Raw genomic sequence first — 20,788 nt, 5'->3', positions numbered from 1 at the left:
GGGCAGCGGGAATGGTAGGGAACCGTCGGATTGTAGGAAGTGAATCACAACCCAAAGCCCACCCGCAGCACCAGGTACACCACCAGCCCGACGACGATGGACACCGTGAGCGCCTGGCGGTCGTTGCGGCGCCAGAAGCACCAGCCGGCGGTGACCAGCGCGCCCCAGGCCTGGGCGCTGCTCCAGGGCAGCACCCAGTGGCCGCCGGGCATGACGATGTCGGGGGCGATGGCCGCCGTCAGCGCGACGATCGGCGCGTAAGGCAGGCCGCGCCGCAGCCAGCGCGGCAGCTGCAGGTCGCGGTCGCTGAAGAAAAAGCCGCAGCGCGTGAGCACGGTGATCGCCGTCATGCCGGCGATGACCAGCAGGGTCCACCCGCGCAACTCACCCATGGCCCTGCTCCGGGTTGGGCGCGGCTTCGAGCCAGCGCTCCAGCCCCACGCTGGCCACCACCGCCACCACGATGGCGACCACGATGCCCAGCCGATAGGGCAGGCCCATGGCCAGCACCGCCGCGCCGCCGGCCAGCAGCGCCGACAGCGCGCGCACGCGCGAGGTGATGAGCGAGCAGGTGACGGCCAGCAGCGCCAGCGTGCCGGCAAACTCCAGCCCCCAGCGCGCCGGCAGCGCCGCGCCCAGGAAGATGCCCAGCATGTTCAGCGACTGCCAGAACAGCCAGTTCCAGCAGTTGCCGCCCCACAGGTAGGACAGCTGCGCGCGGCGCTGGCGCTCGGTGTCGGCCGGCCGGGGAAAGCGCCGGACGAACAGCACGTAGGTCATGTCGCCCATGAAGTAGCTCAGCCAGATGCGCTTGCCGCGCGGCAGAAAGCGCAGGTACTCGCGCAGGTGCACGCCGAACACCAGGAAGCGCAGGTTCACGCACAGCGCCGCGGCGAAGATCACCCACATGGGCGCGCCGGCGGCGATCAGCGGCAGCGCCGCCAGCTGCGCGCTGCCGGCGAACACCAGCACCGACATCAGCACCGACTCGCCCACGCTCATGCCGCTGCCCACCATGGCCACGCCGGTCATGAAGGCCCAGGCGGCCAGGCCCACAGACACGCTCGCCATGTCGCGCACGCCGACCCAGAACAAGGGGTGGCGCGCCGTGTGCGCCCAGCCGTCGATGCGCCGCGCCAGCCAGCTTGCCGGACGCGAGGGCACAGCCCCCTCGGGCGGCAGCTGGGGCGGCAGCGGCATGTTCATGGCGCCGGCGCTCCCGCCGCGTCCAGGCATGGGCCGGGCGCCAGCGCAAAGCCGGCCAGGAACTCGCGCGCCGGCAGGCGCTTGCCGCCGGCGCGCTGCAGCTCGGTCAGGCGCAGCACGCCACGGCCGCAGGCCACCGCCACGCCCTCGTCGCCTACAGACAAAATCTGGCCGCAGCGGGCATCCAGCGGGCGCAGGCAGCTATCGATTTGAGACTGCCACACCTTCAGCACCTTGCCGTCCAGCGCGGTGTGCGCGCCCGGAAACGGATCGAACGCGCGCACCCGCCGCTCGATCGCCTCGGCCGGCAGCGTCCAGTCGATCGCCGCCTCGTGCTTGTCGATCTTGGCGGCGTAGCTGACGCCTTCGGCCGGCTGCGGCGTGCGCACCAGGCGCTCGGGCTGGCGCAGCGCCTGCACGATCAGGCGCGCGCCCAGCGCGGCCAGCTCGTCGTGCAGGCTGGCCGTGGTGGCGCGCGGGGCGATCGGCAGCGCCTGCGCCAGCAGCATGTCGCCGGTGTCCAGCCCGGCGTCCATCTGCATGATGGTGACGCCGGTCTGCGCGTCGCCCGCCTCGATGGCGCGGTGGATGGGCGCCGCGCCGCGCCAGCGCGGCAGCAGGCTGGCGTGGATGTTGATGCACCCCAGGCGCGGCAGGGCCAGCACCCAGGGCGGCAGGATCAGGCCATAGGCGGCCACCACCATCATGTCAGCCTGCGCGGCCTGCAGGGCGGCCCGGGCGGCGACGGCGTCCTCGGGGTACTTGCCGTCCAGCCGCAGGCTGCGCGGCTGGGCCACGGCGATGCCATGCGCCTGCGCCAGCTGCTTGACGGGCGAGGCCTGCAGCTTCAGGCCGCGCCCGGCCGGGCGGTCGGGCTGGGTCAGCACCAGCGGCACGGCAAAACCCGCGTCCAGCAGCGCCTGCAGGGCGGTGCGGGCAAAGTCGGGCGTGCCGGCAAAGACGATCTTCAAACTCATGGCGCGACTGTGGCGCTCAGCGCGAGCCCGGCTCGATCTGGTCGGCCACGCTCTCGTCGCCCAGCGACCAGCCGCGCACCACGCCCTCGGGGTCGACGTCGATGAACAGCAGACGCCAGCTGGGGCCCAGCGCGTAGCGCCAGACCCAGATCTGGCCCTTGAAGTTGTGCACCGCCTCGACGCGCGCCGGCGCGCCGTACTCGCGCAGCACGTCGGCGCGGCGCCAGTGGTCGACCTGGATGCGCTGGGCAAACAGGCCCTCCTGCAGGGCCTGCTCGACCCGCGCCACGCGGCCGTCGGCATCCAGGTCGAGGTTGAACACGCGCTGGCCGGCCGGCTGGGATGAATACTGCAGCCGCGCCGGCTGGCCAGCGGCAGCCGGGTACTGCGCGGTGGGGCGGCCCAGCGTGGCCAGCACCTGCGCCTCGGGCGTGCCCGGCGCGATGCGGCTGGGCTCGGCCAGCAGCGCGCAGGCGCCCAGCAGCAGGGCCGCCAGCGCAGCCAGCAAGGCCCGGCGGGGGCCGAGACTCATGCCGGCTCCCGAACCGCGTCCACCTTGTCCTGGCGCTCGGCCTTGAGCAGCTTGGTCTTGATGCGCCCGCGCTTGAGCGGCGAGAGGTACTCGACGAAGACCTTGCCCACCAGGTGGTCCATCTCGTGCTGGATGCACACCGCCAGCAGGCCCTCGGCCTCGATCTCGCGCGCGCGCCCCTGCTCGTCCAGCGCACGCACGCGCACCCGGGCGGCGCGCTCGACGCCGTCGTAGATGCCGGGCACCGACAGGCAGCCTTCGTCGCCCTTGACGCGCTCGTCGCTGGCCCACAGCAGCTCGGGGTTGATCAGCACCTGCGGCGCGTCGCGCTCCTCGGACACATCGATCACGACCACGCGCTCGTGCACGTCCACCTGGGTGGCCGCCAGGCCGATGCCCTGGGCCTCGTACATGGTGGCCAGCATGTCCCGCACCAGCGTGCGGATACGATCGTCGACGGCGGCCACCGGCCGCGCCACCTTGTGCAGGCGCGGGTCGGGATAACGAAGAATGGAAAGCAAAGCCATGGAAGTTGTCGCCAGGATGTCGCTATTTTCGCTACTTTTCGCCTTTCGCGCCGCCTGCGCGCGCCATTCTCGTTGCCCCTGGACGGGCTTGGCTGCAGAATGTCCGATCAATTGTCAAGCGCCCCGATGCCCTTTCGCAAAACAATGAAACCTCTTTTTCACGTCCGCACAGGCCGGCGGCTGGCGCCGCTGGGCGCCCTGGTGGCCCTGCTGGGCGCCGCGCCGCTGGCCCAGGCGCAGCATGGCATCCACTCGCCCGTCACCCCCAAGCAGCGCGCCACCGCGCAACAGGCGGCGCAGGCCGGCGTGCCGCTGTCGGCGCTGGCGCCCGACGCGCCCGACGAATACACCGTACGCCGCGGCGACACGCTGTGGGGCATCTCGGGCAAGTTCCTGCGCTCGCCCTGGCGCTGGCCCGAGCTGTGGGGCATGAACCTGCAGGACATCAAGAACCCGCACCTGATCTACCCCGGCCAGCAGCTCTACCTGGAGCGCAACGGCGACCGCGCCCGCCTGCGCACGCGCCAGGCCGCCGACGGCCAGCCCGACGCCACGGTGCGCGTGTCGCCGCGCAACCGCGTCGAGATGCTGGACGCCAACCCGCTGCCCACGCTGCAGGCGCACCTGATCGAGCCCTTCCTGAGCGAGCCGCTGGTGGTCGACCAGCTCGAGACCTTCGAGCGCGCCCCGCGCCTGGTGGCGCTGCGCAACCAGGACCGGGTGCTGGTGGTCAAGGGCGACCGCGCCTACGCGCTGGGCCCGGACGACGCGCCGCTGCTCAAGGGCGCCGGCCGGCCGGACGACTACCGCGTGTTCCGCACCGCCAAGCCCCTGAAGGACCCGGTCAGCGGCGAAATCCTGGGCTACGAGGGCCAGTACGTGGGCCGCGTCAAGCTGGCGCGCAGCCAGTCGATGTCCGACGAAGTGGCCGACGTTGGCTACGTGCCGCCCTACCGCCCGCTGTCGGGCGAGCTGAACACCGTGCCCGACGAGGTGCGCGACCAAAAGCCGCGCCACGTGGCCATCCCGGCCACGGTGGACGTGGTGGGCAGCAAGGAAGAAATGCGCGCCGGCGACCGCCTGCTGCCCGAGCCGCCGCGCCAGTACCGCAACTACGTGCCGCACGCGCCGGCCCAGCCGGTCCAGGCGCGGGTGGTCTCGGTCTACGGCGACGCGGTGCGCTTTGCCGGCAACAACCAGGTGGTGGCCATCAACAAGGGCGAGCGCGACGGCATGCAAAGCGGCACCGTGCTGGCCCTGCTGTCGGCCGGCGCGCGCGTGGTCGACAAGACCGACGCCCGGCGCGAGCCCATCCAGCTGCCCGACGAGCGCAACGGCCTGGGCATGGTGTTCCGCACCTTCGATCGCGTGTCCTACGTGCTGGTGATGGAAGTCTCCAACCCGGTGCAGGTGGGCGACAAGCTGATCAACCCCCGCTGAGACGAGAACACCCCCGTTGCTCCACTCGCTGCGCGATGCTTCGGCATCCCCCCTCAAGGGGGCATCGCCAGTGACCGGGGAGACCCCGGCCACGGCGATCGCTGGCGTGGCCTGCTCCGCGGCCGTTCGGCTCCTTCGATGTCATGCCCTACCGGCGAACGGTGCATGGGTTGAACGCCAGGCCGTGTGAGGCGTTGCAACCCAGACGCCATGGACCCCGATGAGCTGGCCGCCTGGCTGCGCCTGACGCTCACGCCGGGCGTCGGCAACGACGCGGCGCGGCGCCTGCTGGCGGCCTTCGGTTTGCCGCAGGCCATCTTCGCGCAAGGCAGCGCGGCGCTGCGCCAGCTGGTCAGCCCGGCCCAGGCCAGCGCCCTGCTGCAGGAGCCCGACGGCCTGGCCGCCCTGCTGGCCGCCACCCTGCACTGGCTGGACAGCGCCGAGGACGGCCTGCCGCGGCGCGTCATCACGCTGGGCGACGCGCTGTATCCGGCCAGCCTGCTGGCCATCGAGGACCCGCCGGTGCTGCTGTACGCCACCGGTCAGCTCCAGCTGCTCGAATCCGCATCGAATCGGCCTCTGGACCGCGCCAATCATTCCCCATCAGCTTCACTATCAATAGCAGACGGCTGGCCCATGCAGGCGCTGGCGGTGGTGGGCAGCCGCAACCCCACGCCGCAGGGCGAGCACAACGCGCGCCAGTTCGCGCGCCACCTGGGCGCGGCGGGCCTGTGCATCGTCTCGGGCCTGGCCCTGGGCGTGGACGGCGCCGCGCACGAGGGCGCGCTGCAGGCCGTGGACGAAGCCGCGCCCGCGCGGCGGCTGGCCACCCTCGCCGTCATCGGCACCGGCATCGACCGGGTCTATCCGCGCCAGCACCGCGCGCTGGCGCACCGCATCGCGCGCCAGGGCCTGATCCTGAGCGAATACCCGCTGGGCACGCCGCCGCTGCCCGGCAACTTTCCCAAGCGCAACCGCCTGATCGCGGGCCTGGCCCAGGGCACGCTGGTGATCGAGGCGGCGCTGCAGTCGGGCTCGCTGATCACCGCGCGCCTGGCCGCCGAGCAGGGCAAGGAGGTGTTCGCCATCCCGGGCTCGATCCACTCGCCGCAGTCGCGCGGCGCGCACGCGCTGCTGCGCCAGGGCGCCAAGCTGGTCGAGACGGCCCAGGACGTGCTGGAAGAGCTGCGCTGGCCCGCCGCGCCCACCAGCCCTCCGGCCCCGGCGCCCGACGCGGGCGCCCCCACCGGCGACACCGCCGCCCTGCTGGCCGCCCTGGGCGCCGACCCGGTCGGCTTCGACGCCCTGCAGGCGCGCACCGGGCTGCCCACCGAGGTGCTGCAGGCGCGGCTGCTGGAGCTGGAGCTGGACGGCCGGCTAAGCCGCCTGCCGGGCGGCCTCTTTCAGCGCTTGATCCAGGCGTAAGCGGGTGCTTACTGCAACATCTGGCCCGGCTGGACCTGCAGCTTGGCCAGCGCGTCGCGCGTGGCGCGCACGGTGAGCGCCTCGTCCTCCAGCGGCACCAGCAGGCCGGCCTGCAGGTAGGCCGCCAGGCGCTGGGTCTGCAGCAGGTAGCTCTTGCCGGCGCGGCTGGCCAGCAGGTGCAGCTGGCCACGCGCGCTGCGCCACGCGTACTGCACCGGGGTGGCAACGCCCTGGTAGTCCAGGGTGAACCCGGTCCCCAGGTCGAGCGCGCGCGCCCATTGGACGATGGCCTCGGGTGGCTGCGAGCCACCGGCGGCAATCACCTCGACCGCGGCGGCGCTGGCGCCGAAGACCATCTCGATCACCGCCGGATCGAGCCACAGGTCGCCCTCCGGATCGTCGGTGACCACGTCCTCCAGCGCCGCCAGCGCGCCCGACAGCTGCTCCAGCTGAGCCTGCGTCAGGCCCTCGTCGCGCGCCACGAAGGCCTGCATCACGGCGTCGTTGACGATCTTGATCTGCCGGTCCTGCTCCTCGGCAGGCAGGGCCAGCAGCGTCATGCCCTCGCGCAGGCTGTGCAGCAGGCGCGGCAGCTGCTGCACCACGCGCGAGCGTTCGGCGCGCTCGGGCTTGGCGCTGACGGCCCACAGCAGGTCGGCCGCCGCCTGCTTGAAGCGCAGCGTGTCGGCGTGCTGCGGCCCCTGGCGCACGGCCGCGATGGCCAGCACGTCCGACCAGACGCGAAACAGGAAGTCGCGCACCTCGTCGCCGACCGGCAGGCTGGCCAGCATGCGGCGCAGCTCGATGGTGTATTGCACCGCCAGGGCTTCCTTCTGCTCGACCTGCTGCGCCAGCGTGGCCGCCTGCTGCACGCTGCCGGCCTCGGCCAGCGAGCTGCCCAGGAACTTGGTGAACTCGTCGAGCATGAGCTGGTACACGCGCCGGCCGGTCTCGGGGTATTGCTCGATCACCTGCACGATGCGCTTGATCTCGCGCTCCAGGCGTTCATCGCTTACCTTGGCGGCCTCAAAGCCCAGGGCGCAGGCGCCCATGCGGTCGATCAGCTGGCGCGCCGGGTGCTCGATGGAAGCGAAAAAGTCGGGCTCGGCCAGCGCCAGGCGCAGCACCGGCAGCTGCAGGCGCGCAAACCACACGCGGATGCCGGGCGCGATGCGCTCCTCGGCCAGGATGGCCTGGAACATCAGGGCCACGATCTCGATGATGGCCTTTTCGCTCGGCCGCTCGGCCTTGGCCTTCAGCTCGGTGGCGCGCTGGCGCAGCTGCCGCGCCACCCCACGCACGTCGGGCACACCCGTCTGCGCGCCGTCGCCACCGATCCATTCGGTGGCGGCGAAGGCCGGATCGGGCTCGGCCAGCGCCTGCGCCAGCGGCGGCGAAAGCGGCGGCGGCACGACGCCCGAGTCGTAATCGGTCGCGTTGTCGGAGAGCAGGCGCCGGATCTGGCCCAGCACCCCCTGCGCGCGCTGACGCACCCGAGCGATGGGCGACAGGCCGGTGACCAGGCGCGTTTCCTGCGCCGCCCGCGCCAGCACCGAGGGCCGGATGCCCGCGCGCCAGCCCGTGGTGGCACCACCGTCGCCGCCGCCCTGCGCACCGCCTTCCATTGGCGCCAGGGAGCCACCTTCGCTGCGCCCACCCACCCAGCGCTCGCCGCCCGGACGGGCGTAGCGGCCCGTCAGGCCCGCGGCCGGGGCCACGCTCGCTCCACCTGCCGACATACGAGGTGGCGCACCACCGCCCTGCGCCGAGGCGCCACCGAAGCCGCCCGGCAGGGCGCCCCAGCCGGAGCCTCCGGTGGCTGGACCGGAGCCGTCGGCCGGGCCATGGCCGCCGGCGGGACCGGACGAACCGGACGAACCGGACGAAGCGGGTGAACCGGGCGGCCGGCCGGGCGCCGCGGCGCCGCCGGGGCCCGCGGGGCGGCGCGTCCTCAGTTCCAACTCGGCGGCAATGCCCTGCTGCTGCAGGAAGGCGTTGGCCTGGATGTAGGCTTCCTTGTAGCGCTGCGCCAGCGCCGTCTGCACGCCGGCGTGCACCAGCGCCCACATGGGGCGCGTCAGGCCCTGGTCGGTCCAGGCCTTGAGCAGGGCCTGGGCCAGGACCTCGGGGCGCAACGGGTCGTCGCTGGCCAGGTCGTCGCCGCGTTCCAGCCGCTTCATGCGCAGGCGCAGGTCGTTCCATTCGCTGCCGGCGCCTTCGACCACCGCCGCGCCCAGGCGCGAGGCGATGATCTTGCCTTCGATCACGTCGTCGTCGACCAGACCGAAGTCCAGCGTGGGCTTGCCCACCGCGCGCGCGCTGGCCAGGGCCGCAGCCGCGTGCGCGGCACCGGCCGCCGCCCACTGGCGGTGCGCGGCATCCAGCCAGGCCGCGCGTACGCGCTTGAAGGCGCCCCCCGCCTCCATGGCCACCGACAGCTCGGCCATCGACAGGCGGGTGCCCCCGCGCAAGGCGCCGTCGAGTTGCCCGTCGATGGCGGCGCCCAGGGGGTCGATCATCGCGTCGACCGCGCGCGCGAAACGCTCGCGCAACTGGCGCGCGAGCGGGTGCTGCGGGGAAGCGGGCGGCGCGGAGGTGACCATGGGCGGGCGATCGTGGGCTCAGTATCGCACGCGTACCGGACGCTCAGGGAGCCCAACCGTGTCCAATAACAACCGCTTCGTGAACCAATGCCTACACCACCGCGCCGGCGTTGGGGTCGTTGGGATCGGCCTCGCCCGAGCGGTGGGTCTTGATCAGGTCCTCGCGCTTGATGCCCAGCCACATGGCGATGGCGGCGGCCACGAACACCGAGGAGTAGATACCGAACAGGATGCCGATGGTCAGCGCGACGGCGAAGTAGTGCAGCGTCTCGCCGCCGAACAGCAGCATGGACAGCACCATGATCTGCGTCGAGCCGTGGGTGATGATGGTACGGCTGATGTTGGCCGTGATGCCGTGGTTGATGATCTCCACCGTGCTCATCTTGCGAAAGCGCCGGAACGCCTCGCGGATCCGGTCGAAGATGATGACCGACTCGTTGACCGAGTAGCCCAGCACGGCCAGCACTGCCGCCAGCACCGAGAGCGAGAACTCCCACTGGAAGAAGGCGAAGAAGCCCAGGATGATGACCACGTCGTGCAGGTTGGCGATGATGCCGGCCACCGCGTACTTCCACTCGAAGCGCAGCGACAGGTAGATCATGATGCCGACCACCACGAAGGCCAGCGCCTTCAAGCCGTTGGAGGCCAGCTCCTTGCCGACCTGCGGCCCCACGAACTCGTTGCGCCGCAGCTGCACGTCGGCGTCGGCGGCCTGCAGCGCCGTCATCACCTGCTGGGTCTGCTGCGCCGAGGTCTCGCCCTTTTGCAGCGGCAGGCGGATCAGCACGTCGCGCGAGGTGCCGAAGTTCTGCACCTGCGCGTCGACGTAGCCCATCTTGGCCATGGTGTCGCGCACCTTGCCCAGGTCGGCCGGCTGGGTGTAGGCCACCTCGATCACGGTGCCGCCGGTGAACTCCACCGACAGGTGCAGCCCGCGCGTGACCAAAAAGAACACCGCCAGCGCGAAGGTGACGAACGAGACGACGTTCAGCACCAGCGCGTAGCGCATGAAGTTGTAGTCGCGGTGGATCTTGAAAAATTCCATGGTCTTGCTCCGCTCAGCCGGCGTCCGACACCAGTTCGCCCTTGGCCTTGGGCTTCCAGACGGTGCCGATGGACACGGTCTTGAGCTTCTTCTGGCGGCCGTACCAGAAGTTGACCACCCCGCGCGAGAAAAACACGGCCGAGAACATCGAGGTCAGGATGCCGATGACGTGCACCACGGCAAAGCCGCGCACCGGGCCCGAGCCGAAGGCCAGCAGCGCCAGGCCGGCGATCAGCGAGGTGACGTTGGAGTCCAGGATGGTGGCCCAGGCGCGGTCGTAGCCGGCGTGGATGGCCCCCTGCGGCGACATGCCCTCGCGCAGCTCCTCGCGCACGCGCTCGTTGATCAGCACGTTGGCGTCGATGGCCATGCCCAGCGTCAGCGCCACCGCCGCCATGCCTGGCAGGGTGAGCGTGGCCTGCAGCATCGACAGGATGGCCACCAGCAGCAGCAGGTTGACCGACAGCGCGATCGAGGAGAACACGCCGAACAGGTGGTAGTACAGCGTCATGAAGATGACGATCACCACGAAGCCCCACATCACGCTGTGAAAGCCCTTGTTGATGTTCTCGGCGCCCAGGCTGGGGCCGATGGTGCGCTCCTCGATGATCTCCATCGGCGCGGCCAGCGAGCCGGCGCGCAGCAGCAGCGCCAGGTCGTTGGCCTCGACCACGCTCATCGAGCCCGAGATCTGGAAGCGCGTGCCCAGCTCGGCCTGGATCACCGGCGCCGTCAGCACCTCGCCCTTGCCCTTCTCGAACAGGATGATGGCCATGCGCTTTTTCAGGTTCTCGCGGCTGACGTCGCGCATGATGCGCCCGCCCTTGGCGTCCACCGTCAGGTCCACCTTGGGCTGCTGGGTCTGCGAGTCGAAGCCGGGCTGCGCGTCGGTCAGGCTGTCGCCCGAGATGATGACCTGACGCTTGACGACCACCGGCGTGCCGTCGCGCTCGAGGAATTTCTCGTCGCCGAAGGGCACCGGCCCCTGGCCCAGCGCGGCGGCGCGGCCCTCGGCGCTGTCGTCCACCAGGCGCATTTCCAGCGTGGCGGTGCGCCCCAGGATGTCCTTGGCCTTGGCCACGTCCTGCACGCCGGGCAGCTCGACCACCACGCGGTCGGCGCCCTGCTGCTGGATCACCGGCTCGGCCACGCCCAGTTCGTTGACGCGGTTGTGCAGCGTGGTGATGTTCTGCTTGATGGCGTTGTCCTGCACGCGGCGCAGGGCCTCGGGCTTGTAGTTCAGCACCAGCCGGCCGTCGGTGGCGGTGGCGGCCGGGTCGACCTGCAGGTCGGGGAACTTGTCCTGCACCAGGCGGCGCACGGCGTCCAGCGCGGCCGGGTCCTGGCCGGCGCGCACCTCGATGGCCTGGCCTTCGCGCGAGATGCCGCCGTAGCGCACGTTCTTGTCGCGCAGCGCCACGCGCAGGTCGCTCACCTGGGTGTCCAGGTTCTTGGTCAGCGCCGTGCGCATGTCCACCTGCAGCAAAAAGTGCACGCCGCCGCGCAGGTCCAGCCCCAGGTACATGGGCTTGGCGTTGATCGCCTGCAGCCAGGCGGGCGTGCGCGACACCAGGTTGAGCGCCACGATGTAGCCGGGATCGGATGCGTCGGGGTTGAGCTGCTTCTCGACCAGGTCCTTGGCCTTGAGCTGGGCGTCGGTGGTGTCGAAGCGCGCCCACACCGAGCCGCCCTCCAGCGTGAGCTGGTTGGGCGGGGTGCCCGCCTGCTTGAGGATGCCCTCGACGCGCGCCTGGGTGTCGGCGTCGATCCGGGTGACGGCCTTGCCGGCCGTCACCTGCACGGCCGGCGCCTCGCCGTAGAAGTTGGGCAGGGTGTAGAGCACCCCGATCACCAGCGTGACGAGGATGATCGCGTACTTCCAGATCGGATAGCGGTTCATGGGAGAGGGGCCAGGTCGAAAGCGTGTGGCGGCCAAGTGGCCGGTGTGCCCGGCCCGGGCCGCGGAAGGGGCGGCGCGCGCCGCCAGCGGTTACTTGAGGGTGCCCTTGGGCAGCACCTGCACCACGGCGCTGCGCTGCATCTGGACTTCCACGCCCGGCGCCACCTGCACGGTGAGGTTGCCCTCGCCCAGCGCGGTCACGCGGCCCAGCAGGCCGCCGGAGGTCAGCACCTCATCGCCCTTGGCCAGGGCCTCGATCATGGCGCGGTGCTCCTTCTGCTTTTTCATCTGCGGGCGGATCATGATGAAGTACAGCACCACGAACATCAGCACCAGCGGCAGCATGCTCATCAGCGAGGAAGACACTTCGGTGGCGGCAACCGCCGGCGAAGTCTGGGCAAAGGCGTTGGAAATGAACACGGGGAAAAGCTCCTGAGGCAAGAAGGGCAGCGCGCGCGGGCCTAGCCGGACGCTGCCGGCGTCGAAGTCGCCCGTCAGCAGGCGAACCCTTTATTGTAAGTCGCGCCGGCCCCTGGAGCCGCCGCACGCCCACGCCAACGGGCCCGCCCCGCCTGTTCGCCCAGAAACTATCGAATCAATAGCTGATTGGGATTGTTTGGCGCGGGCCAGAAGCGTATTTGATGCCGAATCAGGCGGCGCGCGCGGCCGCCGCGGGCGGGTCGCGGTACTGCGCCCGCAGCGCGTCCCAGCGCTGGCGCGCGGCCGCCAGGTTGCGCGCCTTCACATGGCCGTAGCCCTTGATCTGCTCGGGAATGCGGGCGATTTCCAGCCCCGTGGCGTGGTTGGCCGCGCTCAGGGTGGGCAGCAGCTCCTCGATGCTGGCGCGGTACTGGCCGATCAGGGCGCGCTCGGTACGGCGTTCCTCGGTACGGCCGAACACGTCGAAGGCCGTGCCGCGCAGGCCCTTCAGCCGCGCCAGCAGGCGGAAGTTGCGCAGCATGCCGGGGCCGTATTTCTTCTTGACCAGCTCGCCCTGGTCGTTGCGCTGGGCCAGCAGCGGCGGCGCCAGGTGGTAGTTCAGCTTGAAGTTGCCCTCGAACATGCCCTCGATGCGCGCCAGGAACTGCGGGTCGCTGTGCAGGCGCGCCACCTCGTACTCGTCCTTGTAGGCCATCAGCTTGAACAGGCCCTTGGCCACGGCCTCGGTCAGGCTGGTCTTGCCCAGGGCGCCCTCGGCCTGCCGCACCCGGTCGACGAAGGCCTGGTACTGCTGGGCGTAGGCGGCGTTCTGGTAGCCGGTGAGAAATTCCACCCGGCGCGCGACGATCGACTCCAGCGTCTCGCGCGGCTTGAGCACGATGGGCTGCTCGCCCAGGCTGGCCAGCGCCTTCTTGACGCGCTCAGGATCGTGCGCGGCCTGGCGGCCACACTCGAACGCGGCCTTGTTGTTGTCCACCTGCACGTTGTTGAGCTCGATGGCGCGCAGCAGCGAGGCGCGCGTGAGCGGCACCCAGCCCTTTTGCCAGGCGTAGCCCAGCAGCATGGGGTTGACGTACAGCGTGTCACCCATCAGCTTGCCGGCCACGGTGTTGGCGTCGAAGCTGGCCACGCCGGCCTCGCCCACGGCGCGCGCGATGTCGGCGGCGCAGCGCACGGCAGGGTTCTGCCAGCCGCCGTCCCGGACGAAGGCGGCCGTGGGCGTGGCGTAGGCGTTCAGCGCCACGTGCGTGCGGCCCTCGCGCATGCGCGAGACCGTCTCCGGGCTCACCGCCACGATCGGGTCGCAGCCGATCACCAGGTCGGCCGCCGCCGCACTCACGCGCGTGGTGCGGATGTCGTCCTGGCTGGCGCCGATCAGCACGTGGCTCCAGGTGGCGCCGCCCTTTTGCGCCAGGCCCGCCGCGTCCTGCGTGACGATGCCCTTGCCCTCCATGTGCGCGGCCATGCCCAGCAGCTGGCCGATGGTGATGACGCCGGTGCCGCCCACGCCCGCCACCACGATGCCCCAGGCGCCGCCGGGCTGGATGGATGGCAACTCAGGCTCGGGCAGCGCGCCCAGCTCGAACGGCGACACGCTGGCCTGGGCCTTGGCTTTTTTCTTGAGGCTGCCGCCTTCCACCGTGATGAAACTGGGGCAAAAGCCCTTGACGCAGGAAACGTCCTTGTTGCAGGTGCTCTGGTTGATGGTGCGCTTGCGGCCGAACTCGGTCTCCAGCGGCTCCACCGACAGGCAGTTGCTTTTCACGCTGCAGTCGCCGCAACCTTCGCACACCAGTTCGTTGATGACCACGCGCACGGCCGGGTCGACCATGGTGCCGCGCTTGCGGCGGCGGCGCTTTTCGGTGGCGCAGGTCTGATCGTAGATGATGACCGTGGTGCCCTCGATCTCGCGGAACTCGCGCTGCACGGCGTCCAGCCGGTCGCGGTGCTCGATGGCGATGCCTTCGGGCAGGCCCTGGGCGCGCGCGCCCTCGTACTTCTGCGGCTCGTCGGTGACGACGGTGATCTTCTTCGCCCCCTCCGCGCGCATGTTCTGCGCGATCTGCACCACCGACAGGCCCTCGGGCCGCTCGCCGATGGGCTGGCCGCCCGTCATCGCCACCGCGTCGTTGTAGAGGATCTTGTAGGTGATGTTGACGCCCGCGGCCACGCTCTGGCGCACCGCCAGCGTGCCGCTGTGGTAGTAGGTGCCGTCGCCCAGGTTGGCGAACACGTGCTTTTCGTGGCTGAAGGGCTGCTGCCCGGTCCAGGGCACGCCCTCGCCGCCCATCTGCGTGAAGCCGATGGTGTTGCGGTCCATCCACACCGACATGAAGTGGCAGCCGATGCCGGCCATGGCACGCGAACCCTCGGGCACACGCGTGCTGGTGTTGTGCGGGCAGCCCGAGCAGAACCAGGGCTGGCGCTCGGCGCCGCTGCCTTCGGTCTTGAGCACCTGCAGCGTGTGCTGCGCGCCGTCCAGGATGGCGAGCTGGCGGTCGATGCGCGCCGTCATGTCAGCGTCCAGCCCGAGCTTTTTCAGCCGCTCGGCGATGGCGCGCGCGATCAGCGCCGGCGTCAGGTCGGCCGTGGCGCGCAGCAGCACGTTGGCCGTGGGGTTGGTGCGCGACCATTCGCCGCCGCCCATGTCGCCCTCGCCGCCGCTGCGGAACTTGCCCACCACATTGGGGCGCACGTCGGCGCGCCAGTTGTACAGCTCTTCCTTCAGCTGGTACTCGATCACCTGGCGCTTTTCCTCGACCACGAGGATTTCCTTCAGCCCGGTGGCGAACTGGCGCGTGGCCTGCGGCTCCAGCGGCCACACCACGCCCACCTTGTGCAGGCGGATGCCCAGCTGGCGGCAGCTGGCGTCATCCAGCCCCAGGTCCAGCAGCGCCTGGCGCGTGTCGTTGTAGGCCTTGCCGCTGGCGATGATGCCGAAGCGATCCTGAGGCCCCTCGATCACGTTGCGGTTCAGCCGGTTGGCGCGGATGTAGGCCAGCGCGGCATACCACTTCCAGTTGAACAGGCGCTCCTCCTGCGGCAGCGCCGAGTCGGGCCAGCGGATGTGCACGCCGCCGGGCGGCATCTCGAAGTCGGTGGGCACCACGATCTCGACCCGCGCGGGGTCGATCATGGCGGTGGCGCTGGACTCGACCACCTCCTGGATGGTCTTCATGCCGGCCCACACGCCGGCGTAGCGGCTGAGCGCAAAAGCGTGCACGCCCAGGTCCAGAATCTCCTGCACGCTGGCCGGAAAGAACACCGGAAAGCCGCAGGCCTCGAAGATGTGATCGCTCTGGTGCGCCGCCGTGCTGCTCTTGGCGATGTGGTCGTCGCCCGCCACCGCGATCACGCCGCCCCAGGGCGTGGTGCCCGCCATGTTGGCGTGCTTGAACACATCCGAGCAGCGGTCCACCCCCGGCCCCTTGCCGTACCAGATGCCGAACACGCCGTCGAAGCGGTTGCTGCCCGGCGGCGCAAAGCCCAGCTGCTGCGTGCCCCACAGCGCGGTGGCCGCCAGTTCCTCGTTCACGCCGGGCTGGAACACGATGTTCTGCGCCTGCAGGTATTGGCGCGCCGCCCACAGCGCCTGGTCGTAGCCGCCCAGCGGCGAGCCGCGATAGCCGCTGATGAAGCCCGCCGTGTTCTTGCCCGCCAGCGCGTCGCGCTGGCGCTGCAGCATGGGCAGCTTGACCAGGGCCTGGATGCCGCTCATGAAGGCGCGGCCATGGTCGAGGCTGTACTTGTCGTCCAGCGTGACGGTTTCCAATGCCTGACGGATGGATTCGGGCAGAGGGGCATTCATGGGGATGTGTCTCCTGTCATCGTCGCGGCACCCACGGCTGGCACGCGGCATCGATGCGGCAAAGTGTATGCGGCATTGCCACGGCGCGCGCGCCGCCGGGTGTCGCCAAGCCTACACTGCGCACCCATGCGAACGTTGTGGCAGGCGGGAATCTGGGTTGCGCTGGGTTGGGCGCTGGGCGCGACCACCGCCAGCGCACAAGCCCTGCCCCCCGAAGTGACCGAGGCCCTGGCACGTGCCGGCGTGCCCGAGTCCAGCGTGGCCATGGTGGTGGCGCCGTTGCCACCGCCGCCGGGCACCGTCAGCCACCAGCCCGAGCCCGTCAACGCCAGTGGCGAGGGCAACCCGACCGCCGCGCCGCAGGCCCTGCCCGCGCCGCGCCTGGCCTGGCGTGCCGACGCGGCGATGAACCCGGCCTCGGTGATGAAGCTGGTGACCACCTACGCCGGGCTGGACCTGCTGGGGCCCGGCTACTTCTGGAAGACGCGCGTCTACACCAGCGGCTACGTCAAGGGCGGCGTGCTGCACGGCAAGCTGCTGATCCAGGGCAGCGGCGATCCCAAGCTGGTGCGCGAGCGCCTGGCCGAGCTGATCGAGGCCATCCGCGCCAAGGGCATCACCGCCATCGACGGCGACATCGTGCTGGACCGCAGCGTGTTCAAGCTGCCGCCGCACGACCCGGCGGCCTTCGACGACGACCCGCTGCGCCCCTACAACGCAGGGCCCGACGGTCTGCTGGTCAACTTCAAGTCGCTGGTCTTTCACTTCAGCCCCGAGCCGCGGCGCAGGCAGGCGCGCGTGGAGGTGGAGCCGCCCATCGCCGGGGTCGACCTGCCGGCCACGGTGCCCACCGCCGGCGGCGCCTGCGGCGACTGGAAGACGCGGCTGGCGCTGGACTTCAGCAACCCGGGCGCGCCGCGTTTCAAGGGCCGCTACCCGGCGCGCTGCGGCGCGCAGAGCTGGGCCGTGGCCTACCCCGAGCCGGACGGCTACGCCCCGCGCGTGATCGAGGCCATGTGGCGCGCCGCCGGCGGCGCCCTGAGCGGCCAGGTGCGATGGCAGCAGCAGCCCGCGCGCGGCCAGCCGCTGGTGACGGGCCTGTCGCTGCCGCTGGGCGAGATCGTGCACGACATCAACCTGTACTCCAACAACGTGATGGCGCAGCAGCTGTTCCTCACCCTGTCGGCCGCCGGCGACGGGCGCGGCAGCTTTGCCGAGTCCACCAACACGCTCAAGCGCTGGTGGCGCGAGCGCTTCGGCCTGCGCGCCGCGCCCATCATCGGCAACGGCTCGGGCCTGTCGCGCGAAGGCCGCATCACCGCCGCCGCGCTGGTGGCGCTGCTGCAGCAGGCCGCTGCCGGCCCGCATGCCGAGGTGTTCGAGCGCTCGCTGCCCATCGCCGGCGTCAGCGGCACCCTGCGCCGCCTGGCCGCGCGCAGCCCCGGCTCGGAAGCCATCGGCAACGCCCGCCTGAAGACCGGCAGCCTGCGCGACGTGGCGGCCATTGCCGGCTACGCCTGGGGCCGCTCGGGCCAGGTCTATGCCGTGGTCGGCCTGGTCAACGACCCCAACGCCGACGCCGCGCGGCCCGCGCTGGACCGTCTGGTGGAATGGGCGGTGCGCGACCAGTGAGCGCCCCCGTCATGGCCCGATGGCGTGGTTCGGGCCGGGCTGCAGCCGCCCAAGGCCCCGCTTCGTGGCCCACATCGAAAAAACCCCCGGAACGTCGCCGTTCCGGGGGCCTCGGGTCTGACCTGGCTCGTCAGCTCACATCATGCCGAGCAGGCGCGGGAACCACAGGCTCAGCGTCGGCCAGTAGGTCACCACGCCCAAGAAGCCCAGCATGGCCAGCAGCCAGGGCCAGACGGCCACCGTCAGCTCGGTGATGCCCATCTTGGTGATGCCCGAGGCCACGTACAGGTTCAGGCCCACCGGCGGGTGGCACATGCCGACCTCCATGTTCACCACCATGATGATGCCGAAGTGCACCGGGTCGATCCCCAGCTTCATCGCCACCGGGAACAGGATGGGCGCGAAGATCAGCATGATCGACGAAGGCTCCATGAAGTTGCCCGCCAGCAGCAGGATGACGTTGACGGCCAGCAGGAAGGTGATCATGCCCAGGCCATGGCCCAGCATCCAGTCGGCCAGCGCCTGCGGGATGTTCTCGTTGGTCAGGATGAAGCTGAACAGCACCGCGTTGGTGATGATGTACAGCAGCATGGCGCTCATGTTGGCCGAGTTCAGCAGCACCTTGGGCACGTCCTTCAGGCCCATGTCCTTGTAGATGAACACCGCCACCACGAAGGCGTAGACCGCGCTCATGGCCGCCGCCTCGGTGGGCGTGAACATGCCGGTGTAGATGCCCCCCATGACCACGATGATGAGGAACAGCCCCCAGGCCGACTTGCGGAACGCCGCCCAGCGCTCGCCCCAGCTTGCCTTGGGCAGGCGCGGGTAGTTGTACTTGCGCGCGCGCCAGTACGTGACGCCGCCCAGCACGCCGGCCAGCGCCAGGCCCGGCACCACGCCGGCCATGAACAGCGCGCCCACCGAGGTGTTGGTGGCCACCGAATACATCACCATCACGATGGACGGCGGGATCAGGATGCCCAGCGCCCCCGAGGTGGTGATGACGCCGGCGCCGAACTGCTTGGGAAAGCCCGCCTTCACCATGGCCGGCAGCAGGATGGAGCCGATGGCCACCACGGTGGCCGGGCTGGAGCCCGACACCGCGGCAAACAGCGCGCAGGCCAGCACGCCGCCCAGGCCCAGGCCGCCGTACCAGTGGCCCACCATGGAGGTGGCGAAGTTGATCATGCGCCGCGCCACGCCCCCGTGCGTGAGGAAGTTGCCCGCCAGGATGAAGAACGGGATGGCCATGATCTCGAAGCTCTCGATGCCCGTGAACAGCTTGAGCGCCACCGATTCCAGCGGCACCTGGGTGAAGGCAAACAGAAAGGTCAGGACCGTCAGGCCCAGCGAGATCGACACCGGCATGCCGGTGAGCATCAGCACCAGCAGCAAAACGAAGATGATGGCGGCGTTCATGGCTTGCTCCCACCTTCGCGGTCGGACTCGTTGGGGTGCAGGTTGTCGCGCAGGGCGTAGGGGTTGATCTCCTGCGCGGCAGCCTCCTCGACGTTTTCCTCCAGCCCGTCGACGTGGTCGTGGTCGTGGTGGGGCAGCTCGCCGGTGCGGATGAAGCCCACCAGCACCTGCAGGAACCGGAAGCACATCAGCCCCGTGCCCAGCGGAATGGCGCTGTACACGATCCAGGTGGGCCATTCGAGGTCGGGGGTGGTGGGCCCTTCGATCAGGTCCTCCACCGGCAGTCCGAACAGGCTGAACAGGTCGTGGTGCGCGCCGTTCTCCCACACGAAATGGCCGCCCATCCAGGCCACCACGCCGGTGAACAGCGCGCCGGCGGCCAGCCCGAAGATGATGAACTTGGCGCGCACCTTCTCGTTCAGGCGGTTGATGAGCACGTCCACCCCCACGTGGATGCCCGTGCGCACGCCGTAGGCGGCGCCGAACTTGGCCATCCACACGAACATGATGATGGTCAGCTCCTGCGCCCACGACAGGTTGATGGTGAGCAGCCAGTCCTGCAGGCCGGGAATGGCCATGCCCGCCAGGTAGCGGTGCATCACGGCGACGAAGACGATGAGCGTGGCAGCGCCCATCAGGAAGGTGATGAGCCACTCTTCCAGGTGGTCCAGGATTTTCATGTGGGAAGTTCCCCCAGGTTGGGCATCGAGCGCCGAGCGCTGCGCGGCGGCCGCGCAGCGCTCTCAGCCCGCGAGATCCATCACAGCTTGGCCGGATCGAAGCCCGTGGCCTTGTACACGTCCTGGATGATGTCCTTGCCGATGCGGCCGGCCATCTTCTGGTGCACCGGCACCAGCGCCTTCTTCAGCGCCGCGCGCTCTTCCTTGGTGGGCGTGTAGATGGTGGTCTTGCCGCTCTTCTTCACCGCCTCCAGCGCATGGTCGTTCTCGTCCTGCGCGATCTGGTTGGCATAGGCCGTCGCCTGGCGCATGGCGTCCTCGAGCTGGCCGCGCACGTCGGCGGGCAGGCCGTCCCAGAACTTCTTGTTGACGATGACCGCGTAGCCCAGGTAGCCGTGGTTGGTCAGCGACAGGTGCTTTTGCACCTCGTTCATCTTCTGGGTGTAGAAGTTGGACGGCGGGTTCTCCGTGCCGTCCACCACGCCGGTCTGCAGCGCCTGGTAGGTTTCGCCAAACGCAATCACCTGCGGAATGCCGCCCAGCGCGCGGATCTCCTCCTCCAGCACCTTGGACGACTGGATGCGGTACTTCAGGCCCTTGTAGTCGGCCACGGTGTGCAGCGGCTTGTTGGCCGAGAAGTCCTTGAAGCCGTTGTCCCAGTACGCCAGGCCGGTGATGCCGCGCGCCTCCAGCTTCTTGAGCAGCTTGGCACCCACCGGCCCGGTGGTGACCTTGTGCAGTTCGTCGCTGTTGTCGAAGATGAAGGGCAGGTCGAACACCTCGAACTCCTTCACGCCCAGCGGGCCGAACTTGGCCAGCGAGGGCGCCAGCATCTGCACCGAGCCGAGCTGCAGCGCCTCCATCTCCTCCTTGTCCTTGTACAGCGCGCTGTTGGCGTAGACCTCGACCTTGACCTTGCCGTGGGTCAACTCGGCCGCCTTCTTGGCAAAGAACTCGGCGGCCTTGCCCTTGGGCGTGTCCTGCGCCACCACGTGGCTGAACTTGATCACGGTCTGGGCCTGGGCGGCCAGGGTGGCTCCAAAGGCCAGCAGGCCGCAGACCAGGATTTTCTTGACGGGAAATGGCATGACAGTCTCCTTCGACGATGGTGAATGACAACGTCGCGGACTGTAGGCATTGCGCCGGGGCGGCG

The 20,788-nt window shown here is 70.2% G+C and carries 16 protein-coding genes; 3 read left to right on the top strand and 13 right to left on the bottom strand.

Annotated elements, in window-relative coordinates; translation table 11 throughout:
- Positions 1–44: 44 nt before the first annotated feature.
- Genes H6927_04510 through H6927_04490 form a run of 5 tightly spaced genes read right to left on the bottom strand, consistent with a single transcriptional unit; the run spans position 45 to position 3,242 of the window.
- Complete coding sequence (locus tag H6927_04510; GenBank protein ID MCP5217354.1) at positions 45–392, bottom strand: AzlD domain-containing protein; 348 nt, start codon at positions 390–392, stop codon at positions 45–47.
- A complete protein-coding gene (locus H6927_04505; protein MCP5217353.1) occupies positions 385–1,200 on the bottom strand; it encodes an AzlC family ABC transporter permease in 816 nt (271 codons plus the stop codon). Before H6927_04505 ends, H6927_04510 begins: the two co-directional genes overlap by 8 nt.
- A 2-nt stretch (positions 1,201–1,202) precedes the next feature.
- Positions 1,203–2,177, bottom strand: coding sequence for a methionyl-tRNA formyltransferase (locus H6927_04500; GenBank protein ID MCP5217352.1), 975 nt, complete (start codon positions 2,175–2,177; stop codon positions 1,203–1,205).
- A gap of 22 nt (positions 2,178–2,199) precedes the next feature.
- Complete coding sequence (locus H6927_04495) at positions 2,200–2,715, bottom strand: hypothetical protein (protein ID MCP5217351.1); 516 nt, start codon at positions 2,713–2,715, stop codon at positions 2,200–2,202.
- Positions 2,712–3,242, bottom strand: a complete 531-nt coding sequence (locus H6927_04490) for a peptide deformylase (GenBank protein MCP5217350.1) — start codon at positions 3,240–3,242, stop codon at positions 2,712–2,714. The genes H6927_04495 and H6927_04490 overlap by 4 nt, the downstream gene beginning before the upstream one ends.
- 144 nt (positions 3,243–3,386) lie before the next feature.
- Between H6927_04490 and H6927_04485 the strand changes: the two genes are divergently transcribed.
- Positions 3,387–4,682 (top strand): LysM peptidoglycan-binding domain-containing protein, encoded by a 1,296-nt coding sequence (locus H6927_04485; protein ID MCP5217349.1) that lies wholly within the window; start codon positions 3,387–3,389, stop codon positions 4,680–4,682.
- A 210-nt stretch (positions 4,683–4,892) separates the two neighbouring features.
- Entirely contained in the window at positions 4,893–6,107 is a 1,215-nt protein-coding gene (dprA, locus tag H6927_04480) for a DNA-protecting protein DprA (GenBank protein MCP5217348.1), read from the top strand.
- An 8-nt stretch (positions 6,108–6,115) separates the two neighbouring features.
- On the opposite strand, the gene H6927_04475 is transcribed toward dprA, so the two are convergent.
- The 5 genes from H6927_04475 to H6927_04455 form a co-directional block, all read right to left on the bottom strand.
- Positions 6,116–8,710: a DUF1631 family protein gene (locus tag H6927_04475; GenBank protein ID MCP5217347.1), complete on the bottom strand. Its 2,595-nt coding sequence runs from the start codon at positions 8,708–8,710 to the stop codon at positions 6,116–6,118.
- 91 nt (positions 8,711–8,801) lie between these two features.
- A complete protein-coding gene (gene secF, locus H6927_04470) occupies positions 8,802–9,755 on the bottom strand; it encodes a protein translocase subunit SecF (GenBank protein ID MCP5217346.1) in 954 nt (317 codons plus the stop codon).
- Between the two features lie 13 nt (positions 9,756–9,768).
- Positions 9,769–11,655, bottom strand: coding sequence for a protein translocase subunit SecD (gene secD / locus H6927_04465; protein MCP5217345.1), 1,887 nt, complete (start codon positions 11,653–11,655; stop codon positions 9,769–9,771).
- A 90-nt stretch (positions 11,656–11,745) separates the two neighbouring features.
- Complete coding sequence (yajC, locus tag H6927_04460; GenBank protein MCP5217344.1) at positions 11,746–12,075, bottom strand: preprotein translocase subunit YajC; 330 nt, start codon at positions 12,073–12,075, stop codon at positions 11,746–11,748.
- Positions 12,076–12,304: 229 nt separating this feature from the next.
- Positions 12,305–15,904, bottom strand: a complete 3,600-nt coding sequence (locus H6927_04455) for an indolepyruvate ferredoxin oxidoreductase family protein (protein ID MCP5217343.1) — start codon at positions 15,902–15,904, stop codon at positions 12,305–12,307.
- Positions 15,905–16,030: 126 nt separating this feature from the next.
- Here H6927_04455 and dacB point away from each other — a divergent pair, with 126 nt between their 5' ends.
- Positions 16,031–17,536 (top strand): D-alanyl-D-alanine carboxypeptidase/D-alanyl-D-alanine-endopeptidase, encoded by a 1,506-nt coding sequence (gene dacB / locus H6927_04450; protein MCP5217342.1) that lies wholly within the window; start codon positions 16,031–16,033, stop codon positions 17,534–17,536.
- Positions 17,537–17,671: 135 nt separating this feature from the next.
- Here the strand turns inward: dacB and H6927_04445 are convergent, their stop codons facing one another.
- The 3 genes from H6927_04445 to H6927_04435 all read right to left on the bottom strand — a co-directional run bounded on the left by H6927_04445 (position 17,672) and on the right by H6927_04435 (position 20,723).
- Entirely contained in the window at positions 17,672–18,955 is a 1,284-nt protein-coding gene (locus tag H6927_04445) for a TRAP transporter large permease subunit (GenBank protein ID MCP5217341.1), read from the bottom strand.
- A complete protein-coding gene (locus H6927_04440; GenBank protein ID MCP5217340.1) occupies positions 18,952–19,635 on the bottom strand; it encodes a TRAP transporter small permease in 684 nt (227 codons plus the stop codon). The genes H6927_04445 and H6927_04440 overlap by 4 nt, the downstream gene beginning before the upstream one ends.
- Before the next feature lie 80 nt (positions 19,636–19,715).
- Entirely contained in the window at positions 19,716–20,723 is a 1,008-nt protein-coding gene (locus H6927_04435; protein ID MCP5217339.1) for a TRAP transporter substrate-binding protein, read from the bottom strand.
- Positions 20,724–20,788 lie beyond the last annotated feature (65 nt).

The organism is Burkholderiaceae bacterium (genome assembly GCA_024235995.1).
In the GTDB taxonomy this organism is placed as follows: Bacteria; Pseudomonadota; Gammaproteobacteria; order Burkholderiales; family Burkholderiaceae_C; genus Ottowia.
The sequence above is the reverse complement of the archived record's forward strand: the minus strand, read 5'-3'. Positions and strand labels throughout refer to the sequence as shown.

Coding starts and splice junctions, on each gene's coding strand:
- secD (MCP5217345.1), bottom strand. CDS start 11,655: ATGAACCGCTATCCGATCTGGAAGTACGCGATCATCCTCGTCACGCTG.
- dprA (MCP5217348.1), top strand. CDS start 4,893: ATGGACCCCGATGAGCTGGCCGCCTGGCTGCGCCTGACGCTCACGCCG.
- H6927_04485 (MCP5217349.1), top strand. CDS start 3,387: ATGAAACCTCTTTTTCACGTCCGCACAGGCCGGCGGCTGGCGCCGCTG.
- H6927_04445 (MCP5217341.1), bottom strand. CDS start 18,955: ATGAACGCCGCCATCATCTTCGTTTTGCTGCTGGTGCTGATGCTCACC.
- H6927_04455 (MCP5217343.1), bottom strand. CDS start 15,904: ATGAATGCCCCTCTGCCCGAATCCATCCGTCAGGCATTGGAAACCGTC.
- dacB (MCP5217342.1), top strand. CDS start 16,031: ATGCGAACGTTGTGGCAGGCGGGAATCTGGGTTGCGCTGGGTTGGGCG.
- H6927_04495 (MCP5217351.1), bottom strand. CDS start 2,715: ATGAGTCTCGGCCCCCGCCGGGCCTTGCTGGCTGCGCTGGCGGCCCTG.
- H6927_04510 (MCP5217354.1), bottom strand. CDS start 392: ATGGGTGAGTTGCGCGGGTGGACCCTGCTGGTCATCGCCGGCATGACG.
- H6927_04440 (MCP5217340.1), bottom strand. CDS start 19,635: ATGAAAATCCTGGACCACCTGGAAGAGTGGCTCATCACCTTCCTGATG.
- secF (MCP5217346.1), bottom strand. CDS start 9,755: ATGGAATTTTTCAAGATCCACCGCGACTACAACTTCATGCGCTACGCG.
- H6927_04475 (MCP5217347.1), bottom strand. CDS start 8,710: ATGGTCACCTCCGCGCCGCCCGCTTCCCCGCAGCACCCGCTCGCGCGC.
- H6927_04435 (MCP5217339.1), bottom strand. CDS start 20,723: ATGCCATTTCCCGTCAAGAAAATCCTGGTCTGCGGCCTGCTGGCCTTT.
- H6927_04490 (MCP5217350.1), bottom strand. CDS start 3,242: ATGGCTTTGCTTTCCATTCTTCGTTATCCCGACCCGCGCCTGCACAAG.
- H6927_04505 (MCP5217353.1), bottom strand. CDS start 1,200: ATGCCGCTGCCGCCCCAGCTGCCGCCCGAGGGGGCTGTGCCCTCGCGT.